This window comes from Pseudomonas sp. ITEM 17296 (assembly GCF_028895205.1).
GTDB classification, from domain to species: domain Bacteria; phylum Pseudomonadota; class Gammaproteobacteria; order Pseudomonadales; family Pseudomonadaceae; genus Aquipseudomonas; species Aquipseudomonas kermanshahensis.
This window is the reverse complement of sequence record NZ_WJRS01000024.1, coordinates 78,788-92,862: the sequence shown is the minus strand read 5'-3', so window position 1 is coordinate 92,862 and position 14,075 is coordinate 78,788. Positions and strand designations below refer to the sequence as shown.

Annotated in this window: 14 protein-coding genes; 10 read left to right on the top strand and 4 right to left on the bottom strand. The window is 62.0% G+C overall.

The annotated features are described in order from the left end of the window. The coding region (gene yaaA, locus GIB19_RS22335) for a peroxide stress protein YaaA (RefSeq protein ID WP_274888013.1) at positions 1-582 on the bottom strand (582 nt) is incomplete at its 3' end. Positions 583-718: 136 nt separating this feature from the next. Here yaaA and GIB19_RS22330 point away from each other — a divergent pair. From GIB19_RS22330 to moaE, 5 genes are all read left to right on the top strand, one after another. After that, a complete protein-coding gene (locus tag GIB19_RS22330; RefSeq protein WP_274888012.1) occupies positions 719-1,855 on the top strand; it encodes a polysaccharide deacetylase family protein in 1,137 nt (378 codons plus the stop codon). A 266-nt stretch (positions 1,856-2,121) separates the two neighbouring features. Further along, entirely contained in the window at positions 2,122-3,516 is a 1,395-nt protein-coding gene (locus tag GIB19_RS22325) for a PhoH family protein (protein WP_027595314.1), read from the top strand. Between the two features lie 200 nt (positions 3,517-3,716). Beyond that, positions 3,717-4,187, top strand: coding sequence for a cyclic pyranopterin monophosphate synthase MoaC (moaC, locus tag GIB19_RS22320; protein ID WP_027595315.1), 471 nt, complete (start codon positions 3,717-3,719; stop codon positions 4,185-4,187). Then, positions 4,187-4,432, top strand: coding sequence for a MoaD/ThiS family protein (locus GIB19_RS22315; protein WP_027595316.1), 246 nt, complete (start codon positions 4,187-4,189; stop codon positions 4,430-4,432). The genes moaC and GIB19_RS22315 overlap by 1 nt, the downstream gene beginning before the upstream one ends. Before the next feature lie 2 nt (positions 4,433-4,434). Then, positions 4,435-4,881 (top strand): molybdopterin synthase catalytic subunit MoaE, encoded by a 447-nt coding sequence (moaE, locus tag GIB19_RS22310; RefSeq protein ID WP_027595317.1) that lies wholly within the window; start codon positions 4,435-4,437, stop codon positions 4,879-4,881. A 160-nt stretch (positions 4,882-5,041) separates the two neighbouring features. On the opposite strand, the gene rhlB is transcribed toward moaE, so the two are convergent. After that, a complete protein-coding gene (gene rhlB / locus GIB19_RS22305; protein ID WP_274888011.1) occupies positions 5,042-6,505 on the bottom strand; it encodes an ATP-dependent RNA helicase RhlB in 1,464 nt (487 codons plus the stop codon). 101 nt (positions 6,506-6,606) lie between these two features. After that, on the bottom strand, positions 6,607-7,263 hold the full coding sequence (locus GIB19_RS22300; protein ID WP_274888009.1) for an alpha/beta hydrolase: 657 nt from the start codon (positions 7,261-7,263) through the stop codon (positions 6,607-6,609). Positions 7,264-7,594: 331 nt separating this feature from the next. Between GIB19_RS22300 and GIB19_RS22295 the strand changes: the two genes are divergently transcribed. The 4 genes from GIB19_RS22295 (at position 7,595) to GIB19_RS22280 (ending at position 11,752) form a co-directional block, all read left to right on the top strand. Next, positions 7,595-8,623: an amino acid ABC transporter substrate-binding protein gene (locus GIB19_RS22295; protein WP_027595320.1), complete on the top strand. Its 1,029-nt coding sequence runs from the start codon at positions 7,595-7,597 to the stop codon at positions 8,621-8,623. A gap of 67 nt (positions 8,624-8,690) precedes the next feature. Next, on the top strand, positions 8,691-9,869 hold the full coding sequence (locus GIB19_RS22290) for an amino acid ABC transporter permease (protein ID WP_274888008.1): 1,179 nt from the start codon (positions 8,691-8,693) through the stop codon (positions 9,867-9,869). Between the two features lie 10 nt (positions 9,870-9,879). Beyond that, positions 9,880-10,977: an amino acid ABC transporter permease gene (locus GIB19_RS22285; RefSeq protein ID WP_027595322.1), complete on the top strand. Its 1,098-nt coding sequence runs from the start codon at positions 9,880-9,882 to the stop codon at positions 10,975-10,977. 10 nt (positions 10,978-10,987) lie between these two features. Continuing rightward, on the top strand, positions 10,988-11,752 hold the full coding sequence (locus GIB19_RS22280; protein WP_003251792.1) for an amino acid ABC transporter ATP-binding protein: 765 nt from the start codon (positions 10,988-10,990) through the stop codon (positions 11,750-11,752). A gap of 116 nt (positions 11,753-11,868) precedes the next feature. Here the strand turns inward: GIB19_RS22280 and algW are convergent, their stop codons facing one another. Then, positions 11,869-13,029 carry a Do family serine endopeptidase AlgW gene (algW, locus tag GIB19_RS22275; RefSeq protein ID WP_027595323.1) on the bottom strand — a complete coding sequence of 387 codons (1,161 nt, stop codon included), beginning with the start codon at positions 13,027-13,029 and terminating at the stop codon, positions 11,869-11,871. A 214-nt stretch (positions 13,030-13,243) separates the two neighbouring features. On the opposite strand from algW, the gene GIB19_RS22270 reads away from it, so the two are divergent. Continuing rightward, positions 13,244-14,002, top strand: coding sequence for a Nif3-like dinuclear metal center hexameric protein (locus GIB19_RS22270; protein WP_027595324.1), 759 nt, complete (start codon positions 13,244-13,246; stop codon positions 14,000-14,002). Positions 14,003-14,075 lie beyond the last annotated feature (73 nt).

Genomic DNA, 14,075 nt, shown 5'->3' with positions numbered 1-14,075 from the left:
TTTGAAGTCGACGTTGATCACGCGGGCCTTCAAGGCGCTGCGTTTTACCGCGCTGAAGTACTCATTGCTGGCCAGGTTCAACAACACGTCGTCACCTTGGTCGGCCAGGGCCTGGTTCAGCCATTCGCTGATGCGCGTGCCCCAGAAGGCATACAGGTCCTTGCCGCGGGCATTGGCCAGCTTGGTGCCCATTTCCAGGCGGTACGCCTGCATCAGGTCGAGCGGGCGCAGCAGGCCGTACAGGCCAGAGAGCATGCGCAGGTGGTCCTGGGCGTAGCTGAAGTCGTCTTCGCCAAGGCTCTCGGCATCGAGGCCGGTGTACACGTCACCTTTGAACGCCAGCAACGCTTGCTTGGCGTTGGCCGGGGTGAAGTCTGGGGTCCAGCTGCCGAAACGGGCGGCGTTGAGGCCGGCGAGTTTGTCGGACAGGTGCATCAGTTCACTGATCTGGGCGGGCGACAGCTCGCGCAGTTGCACGATCAGTGCCTGGGAGTCGTCCAGGTACTGGGGCAGGGTGAAACGCTCGGTCACCGGCGGGGTGTCGTAGTCGAGGGTCTTGGCGGGGGAAATCACCGTCAGCATCGGGTCGGCTCCTGGAATCGTTGCCGGGGATTCTACGGGCTGGGCCTGGCAAGTCCAAACTATGCCGACGATAGTCACAGACCATCGCCAAGCCAGGCGCTATAGTGCGCGTTTTGCTGTTGCGGAGCTTCCCACCGTGCGCATTGCATCGGCCTTGCTGGCCACGTTGTTGAGCCTGGCCGTGCAGGCCGCCCCATCACCCCAGGCAAGCCTGGACCGCAGCCTGTGGCCCGAAAAGCTGGACAGCCCGGCGCTGTTCGATGTGGCCTCGCGCGCCGAGATCCTCTCGTTCGCCCAGGTGCTGCACGAGAGCGAACTGCTGGACGATGGCGCACTGGCGGCCCGGTTAGGGTTGCGGCAGATCAACCTGCAAAAGGTCCGCTTGGTGCGTGCACGCCTGTGGCAGCGTTTATGGCAGGGTTATCAACAGGCCCAGCGTAGCTGCGAACAGGATGCTTCGTTCTGCTACCCGGTCACGTCGATGGCGGATTTGCGTACGCAGGCAGCGACGTTCGCTGCAGATGTCGGCACGTTTTATACCGGCTGGGTCGAGCCGAGCCATCAGTTCCATGTCCGTTACCTGGATGAGCAACTGCGCAAGGCCGCCCTGTTGCCGAACACCAGCAGCGAGGTCGAGCGCCTTTCCAACCGGGAACGCAATGGCGATGAGCTCAACGATCGCATGTTCCTGCTGACCTTCGTGGGGGGCCCAGGGCCCGACGGCGGCTATACCGATACCCTCACCCATTACCTGCGCCGGCAAAAGCTTGAAGGCACGTTCTTCGTGCTTGGCAATCGCCTGCAGCAACGCCGTGACGCTGCTACCGTGGAGGCCCTGCGACAGCTCTATCGCGGGCAATGCGTGGGTATTCAGGGCTGGGAGTACCGCTCTCATGCCCAGTGGCAGGGCTGGCAGGATTCGTTGCGGCGCAGCCAGGCGCGGGTACAGGCTGACCTGCCGGCGCAGTACGTGCCGCTGTTTCGCCCGCCTTATGGCCAGCGTCGAGCCGATGGCGAAGCGTTCATGGCCAGCCAGCGGTTGCAGGTGTCGTTGTGGGATATCGATGCCCAGGATGAGGGCCCGTTGAGCGCAGAGGCCTCGGCGCAGCGGGTGCTGACCTTGATGCTGCTGTGGCGCAAGGGGGTGATCCAATTCCACGACAGCCTGCCCAAGGCACAGCCGGCGGTGGAATGGTTGTTGCGCAACACCGCCCAGAGCGGCATTGGCTGGGAGGGCTGCCACGCTTATGGGCATCGTGAGCAGGGGGACTAATATCTGACTGTAGACCTCACTCGCCCCCTCGCCAACCCCTGTTCGTCAATCGGAAAAATAAACTTCACCTGCGCGTAAAAATGCTTTTTTTAGTCATCGTTTATGCGGTATGAAGAAACCAGACAGCCGAGCCCTGCAGCACAGGTGGCGTCATCCACCGTGTCAGGTTCGCTTCCCGCCCGTAGCAACGCGGATACGGGAAGACCGGCAGTCACTCTGCGGCGCAGCAGACCGCGCCGTGTGGCTTCGACATAAGGTGACCGAGTATGGATGACCAAGGACGCAACCCTTCCTCCAGCAAGCCAATCCTGTATGTGCTCGATACCAACGTCCTGATTCACGACCCCAACGCATTGCTCAACTTCGAGGAGCACCACGTCGCCATTCCGATGACGGTGCTGGAGGAACTCGACAAGCTCAAGACCGGTAAACAAAGCATCGCCGCCGAATGCCGCCAGGCCATTCGCCTGATCGACCAGACCTTAGGTAACGCCTCGCCCAGCGATGTCGAGCAGGGCGTGCCGATCCAGCGCAACAAGAGTGGGCCCAAGGGCTTCCTGTCCATCCTGATGACCCCGCGCAACGAGCCGAACAAGCTGCTGCCGGAAAACCTCAACGACAACATCATCATCAACCAGTTGCTCGAAGTACGGGCCCGGCGCACCGACCTTGACGTGGTGCTGGTCACCAAAGACATCAACATGCGCCTGAAGGCGCGTGCTTGCGGTATCGCGGCCGAGGACTACAGCACCGACCAGTTGGTCGATGACGTGTCGCTGTTGTCCAAGGGCTACCATTCGGTCACCGGCTCGTTCTGGGACCGGGTCAGCAAGGTCGACACCCGCCAGGAACGGGGCCGCACCTGGCATCGTGTGCAAATGATCGACAACCTGCCGGCAGTGCACATCAACGAGTTCATCATCGATGAACAAGGCTTCGTCGGCTGGATCAAGGGCATCCGCGATGATGAACTGCTGCTGCTCGACCTGCATCAGGAACCCCTGTTGCACCAGGAAGCCTGGGGCCTGAAACCGCGAGACATCCATCAGAGCCTGGCCCTGTTCGCCTTGCTCGACCCGGATATCCACCTGGTCAACCTGACCGGCGCCGCTGGCTCGGGCAAGACCATCCTGGCCCTGGCCGCGGCCATCGAGCAGACCATGGTCAGCAAGCGTTACCGGCGCATCATCGCTACCCGCAGCGTGCAGGGGCTGGACCAGGAGATCGGCTTCCTGCCGGGCACCGAAGCGGAGAAGATGGAGCCCTGGCTGGGTGCCATCACCGACAACCTCGAAGCCTTGCACATGGATGACGAGAGCACCCACGGCAGCGTCGAGTACATCCTTGAGCGGGTGCCGCTGCAGTTCAAGTCGCTGAACTACATTCGCGGTCGCAGCTTCCAGCAGAGCCTGATCCTGATCGACGAGTGCCAGAACCTCACGCCGCACCAGATGAAAACCATCATCACCCGTGCCGGTTCCGGTTCCAAGGTGGTCTGCCTGGGCAACCTGGCGCAGATCGATACCCCTTACCTGTCCGCGACCAGCTCGGGCCTGACCTATCTGACCGAGCGCTTCAAGGACTTCCCCCATGGCGTGCACATCACCCTGCAGGGTGTGCCACGGTCGGTACTGGCCGAGTACGCCGAGTCGCATCTGTAACCCACCCAGCCGGGCGGTACGCCGCCCGGCCTCTTCGCGGGGCAAGCCCGCTCCCACAGTAGATCCACTCGATTCAAGGCCAGTGGAGATCCTGTGGGAGCGGGCTTGCCCCGCGAAGAGGCCAGCACCGACAGTACATGCCACTGCTCAAACCTGACCCACAGGTTTACACTCTGTGTTCCCTTCACAGGAGCAGAGCAGTGCTGACACATCTTGATTCCCAGGGGCGGGCCAACATGGTCGACGTCACTGAAAAGGCCGTGACCGAGCGCGAGGCGATTGCTGAGGCGCGGGTGCGCATGTTGCCGCAGACCTTGCAGATGATCGTCGACGGTGAGCACCCCAAGGGCGATGTGTTCGCCGTGGCGCGCATTGCCGGTATCCAGGCGGCGAAAAAAACCAGCGACCTGATCCCGCTGTGCCATCCGCTGATGTTGACCAGCGTCAAGGTCGAGCTCAGCGCCGAAGGGCAGGACGCAGTGCGCATCGTCGCCCGCTGCAAGCTGGCCGGCCAGACCGGCGTCGAGATGGAGGCACTGACCGCTGCCAGCGTTGCCGCGCTGACGATCTACGACATGTGCAAGGCCGTGGACAAGGGCATGGTGATCGAGCAGGTGCGCCTGCTGGAAAAACTCGGCGGCAAGAGCGGCCACTACAAGGTGGACGCGTAATGAAGGTCAAGGTGATGTATTTCGCCCGTTACCGGGAATTGCTCGGGCTCGATGCCGAACGTGTGGAAGGTGACTTTGCGGTGATCGACGATGTGCGCAAGGCGCTGGTGGCCAAGGGCGGGCAATATGAATTGCTGGCGGAGCAGAACCTGATGTGCGCGCGCAACGAAGAGCTGTGCCGGCTCGACGAGCCGCTGCAAGAGGACGACGAAGTGGCGTTCTTCCCGCCGGTGACCGGAGGCTGAGCATGACGGTGCGAGTGCAGCACGGGGCGTTTGACCCGGGTGTCGAGGTCAATGCCATGCATGCCGCGAATGTCGGCGTGGGCGCGGTGGTCGGGTTTGTCGGCTACGTGCGTGATTTCAATGATGGCCGCGAGGTGGCCGGGATGTTCCTTGAGCACTACCCGGGGATGACCGAGAAGGCGTTGGCCAAGATCGTGGTCGAGGCCGAGCAGCGCTGGCCCTTGCTCAAGGTCGAGGTGTTGCACCGGATTGGCGCGTTGGAGCCGGGCGAACCGATCGTTTTCGTCGGTGTGGCCAGTGCCCATCGGCAGGCGGCGTTCGATGCCTGCAACTTCATCATGGATTACCTGAAGACCCGGGCGCCGTTCTGGAAGAAGGAAAACACCCAGGACGGGCCGCGCTGGGTGGAAGGGAAGCAGAGTGACCAGGATGCGGCGGGGCGCTGGTAAGCCGATCGGTGTACTTCGGAAGCAGCACGGCCTCTGTAGGAGCAGCCTTGTGCTGCGAAAGGGCCAGTGCTAACACCAACGATGACTGTGTTGTCACCGGCCTCTTCGCAGCACAAGGCTGCTCCTACAGAGATCGCGACTTACCTGGGCTCTGCGTGCCTCAATGATGCTTGCGCGGCACCGGCTTGAGCAGCTCATCCGGCGGCATCTCGCATTTGATCTTGCGCCCCAGCAGCTCTTCGATCGCCGGCAGTTGGTAGGAATCGTCCTCGCCGGCAAAGCTGATCGACACGCCACTGGTCCCCGCGCGGCCGGTACGGCCGATGCGGTGAACATAGTCATCGGCATCTTCGGGCAGGGTGAAGTTGATCACGTGGCTGATGCCATCGATGTGGATACCGCGGCCCGCCACGTCGGTGGCCACCAGCACGGTAATCCGGCCTTCGCGGAAACTCTCTAGCGTACGAATGCGCTTGTGCTGCGGCACGTCACCCGACAGTTGGGCGGCGTTGATACCGTCGCGCACCAGCTTCTCTTCGATACGCCGTACTTCATCTTTGCGGTTGGCGAACACCATCACCCGTTCCCACTTGTTCTGGGTCACCAGGTTGTACAGCAGCTTGTACTTGTCGCTGCCGGCCACCGCGTAGACGTGCTGCTCGACCGTCTCGCTGGCGACGTTTTCTGGCTCGATCTCGACGATGGCCGGGTTGGTGGTCCACTGCTTGGCCAGGTTCATCACGTCTTCGGTGAAGGTGGCGGAGAACAGCAGCGTCTGGCGTTCGCTTTTCGGCGGGGTCTGGCGAATGATCTGACGTACCTGGGGGATAAAGCCCATGTCGAGCATGCGGTCGGCTTCGTCCAGCACCATCACTTCGACCATGTCCAGGTGCACTTCACCGCGCTGGTTGAAGTCCAGCAGGCGGCCCGGCGTGGCGACCAGGATGTCGCAATGACGCGCTTCCAGGGCCTTGAGCTGTTTGTCGAAGTCCATGCCGCCGACAAAGCTCATGACGTTCAGGCCGGTGTACTTGGTCAGGGCGGCGGCGTCCTTGGCGATCTGCACCACCAGTTCGCGGGTTGGCGCGATGATCAGCGCGCGCGGTTCGCCCATGAAGCGTTCTTTGGGCGGCGGCGTCTGCTGCAGCTGGGAAATGATCGAGATCAGGAACGCGGCGGTCTTGCCGGTGCCGGTCTGGGCCCGGCCGATCGCGTCTTGGCCGCGCAGGGTGTAACCCAATACCTGCGCCTGAATCGGCGTGCAGTAGGGGAAGCCCAGGTCGTGGATCGCGTGCATCACTTCACTGGACAGCTTGAAGTCGTGGAAGCGGGTTTTACCTTCCTGCGGCTCTACCACGAAATCTTCCAGCTTCCACAGGCTGGCCTGCGGCTTTGGCTTGCGTTCGCGGCGCGGTTTGTCCTTGGCCGGTTTGTCGGTGGCGGCAGGCGCTTGGGCTTCAGGGCTGGCGTCGGCAGGTGTCGGGGCCGGCTGAGGCGCTGGCTGAGACTGGGGCTGAGCCACAGCAGCGGGAGCAGGCGCGGGCGTTTTCACGCTGGCAGCGGGATCGACGGCCTGAGGCGCGGCGTCTCCTTTGCCGAATATTTTTTTGAGTGCCTTGAGCACGATCGTCTCATCAACTGGTTAAGGAATGTACGCCGGGCAGTGTAAAGCAAGAACTGGACACGGCGTAGCGGAATACACCTACAACGACGGGCGAGCCTGGCTTATTGCAATTGCTGGCTCAACCAGTCGTGGATATCGCTCAGTTCCTCGATGGCCACTTCATGCTCCATCGGGTACTCGTGCCATTGGGCGGCAACACCCCAAGTATTCAGGTATTCGAAGGCCGTGCGCCCCATCGAAGGGATCACCACTGGGTCGTGCACGCCATGCAGGCACAGGGCCGGGGTGCGTTGCTGGCAGGCGCTGAGTTCGTGGGCATCGTTGAAGGTTGGCGCGTAGGTGGACAGCGCGATCACCCCGCCAAGGGCTTCTTGCCACTTTATATAAGCCGTGTGCAGCACCACGGCGCCACCTTGGGAGAAACCGGCCAGGAAAATCCGCGACAGATTGATGCCTTTGGCCTGTTCGGCCTTGATCAGCGCGATCACCTGGTCGGCCGATTCCTCCAGTTGCGCCTCGTCGATGGCGCGCGCTGGGGTCATGGCCTTGATGTCATACCAGCTGGGCATGGCATAGCCGCCATTGATGGTGACTGGGCGGGTAGGGGCCTGGGGCATGATGAACCGGGTACTGAGCAGTCGTTCCTGCATGAATTCGGCAACCGGTAGGAAGTCGTAACGGTCGGCGCCCAGGCCGTGCAACCAGATCACACAGGCGTCGGCGGTTTTCTGCGGTTCGAGAATCAGCGGGTTGGTCATGACTGCTCCGAAAGTGTGCGTGTCTTGTTTTCGTGTGCGTAAAAAGAAGGCGCTGCAAATGATTGTCGGAAAAAGAATGTCGCAACGATACAACTTTCCCTACTTGACGAGCGCTTAAACGCTTTAGCCGTCAACTGTGGTACGCCCTTTGCTATGAATCATCCGATGCAAGGGTCAGGCCGTGACGGTAACACCCTTTGCACGTGAAGGCTGTCATAGAACAGCCCATTGCGCCATTGACCCAATAACAAGCCAACACGGGTCGGATACGCCTCAAAAGGGTGCGGTGCAATTCCGGCTCGGTACAACAAGAGCGATTTGGAGGTTGTGAATGAAGATGTTGAAAACCACCCTGGCAGTCCTGACCGCTGCCGCTGCGCTGGGCGCTGTGACAACCGCCCAGGCCGGCGCCACGCTTGATGCGGTAAAGAAGAAGGGCTTCGTCCAGTGTGGCGTGAGCGACGGTCTTCCAGGCTTCTCGGTACCTGATGCGCAAGGCAAGATCGTCGGTATCGACGCCGATGTCTGCCGCGCCGTCGCTGCCGCCGTGTTCGGCGATGCGACCAAGGTCAAGTTCAGCCAGCTCAACGCCAAGGAACGCTTCACTGCGCTGCAGTCTGGCGAAGTCGACGTGCTGTCGCGCAACACCACCTGGACCAGCTCGCGCGATGCCGGCATGGGCCTGGTGTTCGCCGGTGTCACCTACTATGACGGCGTCGGCTTCCTGGTCAACAAGAAGCTGGGGGTTTCCAGTGCCAAAGAGCTCGATGGCGCGACCATCTGCATCCAGGCCGGTACCACCACCGAGCTGAACGTGTCCGACTACTTCCGCGCCAATAACCTGAAGTACACCCCGATCACCTTCGACACCTCCGACGAAAGCGCCAAGTCGCTGGAATCCGGCCGTTGCGACGTGCTGACCTCGGACAAGTCGCAGCTGTTCGCCCAGCGTTCCAAGCTGGCCGCGCCGACCGACTACGTGGTGCTGCCGGAAACCATCTCCAAGGAACCCCTGGGCCCCGTGGTGCGCAAGGGCGACGAAGAATGGTTCAGCATCGTCAAGTGGACCCTGTTCGCCATGCTCAACGCCGAAGAGGCCGGCATCACGTCGAAGAACGTCGAGGCTGAGGCCAAATCCACCAAGAACCCGGACAACGCCCGCCTGCTTGGCGCTGACGGCGAGTACGGCAAAGACCTCAAGCTGCCCAAAGACTGGGTAGTCCAGATCGTCAAGCAAGTGGGCAACTATGGCGAAGTGTTCGAGAAGAACCTAGGCCAGAGCACTGACTTGAAGATCGACCGTGGCATGAACGCCCTGTGGAACAACGGCGGCATCCAGTACGCGCCACCTGTGCGCTGATGGCTGCACCCTGCGGCGGCATCCCGCCGCCGCAGGCTGTTCGAATCCCTACTGTCCGGGGCACTTCATGCAAAATCGAATCGGCGCACAAAAGGGGCTATCCCTGAACGATCCGCGTGTGCGCGCGTGGTTGTTCCAGGTTCTCACGATCGTCTTCGTGGTGGGCCTGGGCTGGTACCTGTTCCACAACACGCAAACCAACCTGCAACACCGGGGCATCACCTCGGGCTTCGACTTCCTCGACCGCAGTGCCGGCTTCGGCATCGCCCAGCACTTGATCCCTTATGTGGAATCCGACAGCTACGCGCGGGTGTTCGTCATCGGCCTGCTCAACACGCTGCTGGTGACGATCATCGGCGTCATCCTGGCGACAGTCTTGGGGTTCATCATCGGTGTGGCACGGCTGTCACCGAACTGGATGATCAACAAACTGGCGACCGTGTATGTGGAGACCTTCCGCAACATTCCACCTTTGCTGCAGATTCTGTTCTGGTATTTCGCGGTGTTCCTGACCCTGCCAGGGCCGCGGGGCAGCTTCAACATCAACGACCTGTTCTTCATCAGCAACCGCGGCCTGAACATGCCCGGCGCCTCGATGGCCGATGGCTTCTGGCCGTTTGTCATTGCCCTGGCGCTGGCGATCGCGGCCATCGTGGTGATGGTGCGTGTTGCCAACAAACGCTTCAACGAGACCGGTGAGCCGTTTCACAAGTTTTGGGTGGGGCTGGCGCTGTTCATTGCCATCCCTGGCCTCTGCGTGCTGCTGTTCGGCAGCCCCGTGCACTGGGAAGTGCCGCAGCTGAAGGGCTTCAACTTCGTCGGTGGCTGGGTGCTGATCCCGGAACTGCTGGCATTGACCCTGGCGCTGACGATCTATACCGCGGCGTTCATTGCCGAAATCGTGCGCTCCGGTATCCGTTCGGTCAGCCATGGCCAAACTGAAGCTGCGCGTTCGCTGGGCCTGCGCGAGGGCCCGACCTTGCGCAAGGTGATCATCCCCCAGGCACTGCGGGTGATCATTCCGCCGCTGACCAGCCAGTACCTGAACCTGGCGAAGAACTCGTCGCTGGCGGCCGGTATCGGCTACCCAGAGATGGTCTCGCTGTTCGCCGGTACGGTGCTCAACCAGACCGGCCAGGCCATCGAGGTGATTGCCATCACCATGAGTGTCTATCTCGCCATCAGCATCAGCATTTCGCTGCTGATGAACTGGTACAACAAGCGCATTGCGCTGATCGAGCGGTGAGGATACGCCCGTGAATGCTCACGTTTTCAAACCTGACATGCCGCCACCGGTGAAGACCGTCGGCGTGCTCGCATGGATGCGTGCCAACCTGTTCTCCAGCTGGCTCAATACCCTGCTAACCCTGTTCGCCCTTTATTTGGTGTGGCTGATCGTACCGCCTTTGCTGCAGTGGGCGCTGATCGATGCCAACTGGGTCGGCACCACCCGCGCAGACTGCACCAAGGAGGGCGCCTGCTGGGTGTTCGTGCAGCAGCGCTTTGGCCAGTTCATGTACGGCTACTACCCGACGGAACTGCGCTGGCGCGTGGACCTGACCGTGTGGCTGGCCGTGCTCGGCGCCGCGCCGCTGTTCATCAAGCGCTTCCCGCGCAAGGCCGTGTATGGCCTGGGCTTCCTGGTGCTGTACCCGGTCCTTGCCTACACCCTGCTGCATGGCGGCTACCTGGGCCTGGAAAGCGTGCCGACCAGCCAGTGGGGCGGGCTGATGCTGACCCTGGTGATAGCGACCGTGGGTATCGTCGGTGCGTTGCCGCTGGGCATCCTGCTGGCATTGGGGCGGCGTTCGCGGATGCCGGCGGTGAAGGTGGTCTGCGTGACCTTCATCGAGTTCTGGCGCGGCGTACCGTTGATCACCGTGCTGTTCATGTCCTCGGTGATGCTGCCGCTGTTCCTGCCCGAAGGCATGAGCTTCGACAAGCTGCTGCGGGCGATGATCGGCGTGATCCTGTTCCAGTCGGCGTACATCGCCGAGGTGGTGCGCGGTGGCCTGCAGGCCATCCCCAAGGGGCAATACGAAGCGGCTGCGGCCATGGGCCTGGGCTACTGGCGGGCGATGGGCCTGGTGATTCTGCCCCAGGCGCTGAAGCTGGTGATCCCCGGCATCGTCAACACCTTCATTGCCCTGTTCAAGGACACCAGCCTGGTCATCATCATCGGCCTATTCGACCTGCTCAACAGCGTCAAGCAAGCGGCGGCTGACCCTGCCTGGCTGGGCATGGCCACCGAGGGCTACGTGTTCGCTGCGCTGGTTTTCTGGATTTTCTGTTTCGGTATGTCCCGCTACTCCATGCACCTGGAGCGCAAGCTGGACACTGGCCACAAGCGTTAGGAGTTTCGAAATGAGTGAAGCGATCAAGCAGCCTGCTGGCCCCGAAGGCATCATCCAGATGCAGGGTGTGAACAAATGGTACGGCCAGTTCCATGTGCTCAAGGACATCAACCTGAATGTGCGCCAGGGCGAGCGCATCGTGCTGTGCGGGCCATCCGGGTCGGGCAAGTCGACCACCATCCGCTGCCTTAACCGGCTTGAAGAGCACCAGCAGGGGCGCATCGTCGTCGATGGCGTCGAGCTGACCAACGACCTCAAGCAGATCGAGGCGATCCGCCGTGAGGTGGGCATGGTGTTCCAGCACTTCAACCTGTTCCCGCACCTGAGCATTCTGGAAAACTGCACACTGGCGCCGATGTGGGTGCGCAAGATGCCGCGGCGCAAGGCCGAGGAAATCGCCATGCATTATCTGGAGCGGGTGCGGATCCCTGAGCAGGCGCACAAGTACCCGGGGCAGTTGTCGGGTGGCCAACAGCAGCGTGTGGCGATTGCCCGGGCGCTGTGCATGAAACCGAAGATCATGCTGTTCGACGAGCCGACGTCGGCGCTCGACCCAGAGATGGTCAAGGAAGTGCTCGATACCATGGTGGGCCTGGCCGAGGACGGCATGACCATGCTCTGTGTCACCCACGAGATGGGCTTTGCCCGCACCGTGGCGAACCGGGTGATCTTCATGGACAAGGGGGAGATTGTGGAGCAGGCGGCGCCGGATGATTTCTTCGACCGGCCGCGCAGTGATCGGACCAAGTTGTTCTTGAGCCAGATTCTGCATTGATGCTGGTGGGGCCGCTTTGCGGCCCATTCACAGCGCAAGGCTGCTCCTACAAGGCAATGCGATCCCCCTGTAGGAGCGGCCTTGCGCTGCGAATGGGCTGCACAGCAGCCCCAGTGTTACTTCTCTTCCTGCGTCGTCGCCGGAGCAGGCGGCGGCCGCAGCCCCACCTCGGCAACCAGCTTCAGCTGCTGCCCATTGCGCATCACCTCGATGGTGATCTTCTCGTTGGGCTTGATCCGCGCCACCTGGTTCATCGACTTGCGCCCGTCACCCGCCGGCTCGCCGTTGATGCTCATGATCACGTCACCCAGCTGCAGCCCGGCTTTTTGCGCCGGCCCTTCGCGGAAGATCCCCGCCACGACGATGCCTGGGCGATTCTGCATACCGAACGACTCAGCCAGTTCCTGGCTCAGCGGCTGCACTTCGATGCCCAGCCAGCCACGGATCACCTGGCCATGTTCGACGATCGACTTCATCACCTCCAGCGCCAGCTTCACCGGGATGGCGAAACCAATCCCCTGAGAACCGCCGGACTTGGAGAAAATGGCCGTGTTGATGCCGATCAGGTTGCCGTTGGCATCGACCAGTGCACCGCCGGAGTTACCCGGGTTGATCGCCGCGTCGGTCTGGATGAAGTCTTCGTAGTTGTTCAGGCCCAGCTGGTTACGGCCGGTGGCACTGATGATGCCCATGGTCACGGTCTGGCCGACGCCAAAGGGGTTGCCGATGGCCAGCGAGACATCACCAATGTGGATGTTGTCGGAGCGGCCGATGGTGATGGCCGGCAGGCTCTTCAAGTCGATCTTCAGCACCGCCAGGTCGGTTTCCGGGTCGCTGCCGATCACCCGCGCCAAGGTTTCGCGGCCATCCTTGAGCGCTACCACGATCTGGTCGGCGCCACTGGTGACGTGGTTGTTGGTCAGCAGGTAGCCCTCGGGGCTCATGATTACCGCCGAGCCCAGGCTTGACTCCCAGCGCTTCTGCTTGGGCAGGTTGTCGCCAAAGAAGCGGCGGAACTGCGGGTCTTCGAACAGCGGATGGGCGCTCTTGTTGACCACCTTGGTGGTGTACAGGTTGACCACTGCCGGTGCGGCCAGGGTCACGGCGTCGGCATACGACACCGGGCCCTGCATGATCCGGGTGGTTTGCGGGGCCTGCTGCAGGTTGACGTCCTGGCTGGGCAGGCCGACCCATTGCGGGAAGCGCTGGATGATCAGCATGGCGATCAACACACCGGTGAGCAGGGGCCAGCCAAAGTAACGCAGAGCCTTGAACATGAACGAATCCTGGGAGTAGGGCGGGAGCCAGATAGCAGCGCCACGGGGCGCGAGCGCGCGCGATCATACACCTGAAACCGCTGATCGGCGAAGGCTTGTCTGGCCTGCACCCAGGCGGCTGACGCCGGTTTCCCCAAGGCCGGCGACGGCTCATAATGGCGGCCAGTATACGGGTGTTGAACCCGGCAAAAACGCAGATTTCGAGGAGATTTTCATGGCCGTCGCTCTGAACACCCTGGTCGAGGAAGCCGAGCGCTACCTGGGCAGTGCGAAGATCCAGGATTATTGCCCCAACGGGCTGCAGGTCGAGGGCCGTCCGCAGGTCAGCCGCATTGTCAGCGGTGTCACGGCCAGCCAAGCGTTGCTGGATGCCGCGGTCGAGGCCGAGGCCGACCTGGTGCTGGTGCACCATGGCTACTTCTGGAAGGGCGAGAACCCGTGCATCACGGGGATCAAGCAGCGCCGTTTGAAAACCCTGCTCAAGCACGACATCAGCCTGCTGGCGTTCCACCTGCCGCTGGATGTACACCCGGAGGTGGGCAACAACGTGCAGCTGGCGCGCCAGTTGGATATCACCGTCGAGGGGCCGCTGGACCCTGAAAACCCGAAAGTGGTTGGCTTGGTCGGTTCGCTGGCCGAGCCGATGACTGCACGGGATTTTGCCCGGCGGGTGCAAGAGGTGATGGGGCGTGAGCCGTTGCTGGTTGAAGGCGAGCAGATGATCCGCCGCGTGGGCTGGTGCACCGGGGGCGGGCAGGGGTATATCGACACCGCGATTGCCGCAGGGGTCGACCTGTTCATCAGTGGCGAGGCGTCGGAACAGACCTTCCACAGTGCTCGCGAAAACGGCGTCAGCTTCATCGCCGCCGGGCACCATGCCACCGAGCGCTATGGCGTGCAGGCCCTGGGCGACTACCTGGCCCGGCGCTTCGCCGTGGAACACCTGTTCATCGATTGCCCCAACCCGATTTAACCCTTCCGGATCTCCCACAGCCCCTGTAGGAGCAGCCTTGCGCTGCGAAGAGGCCGGTACAGGTAAAGTGCCA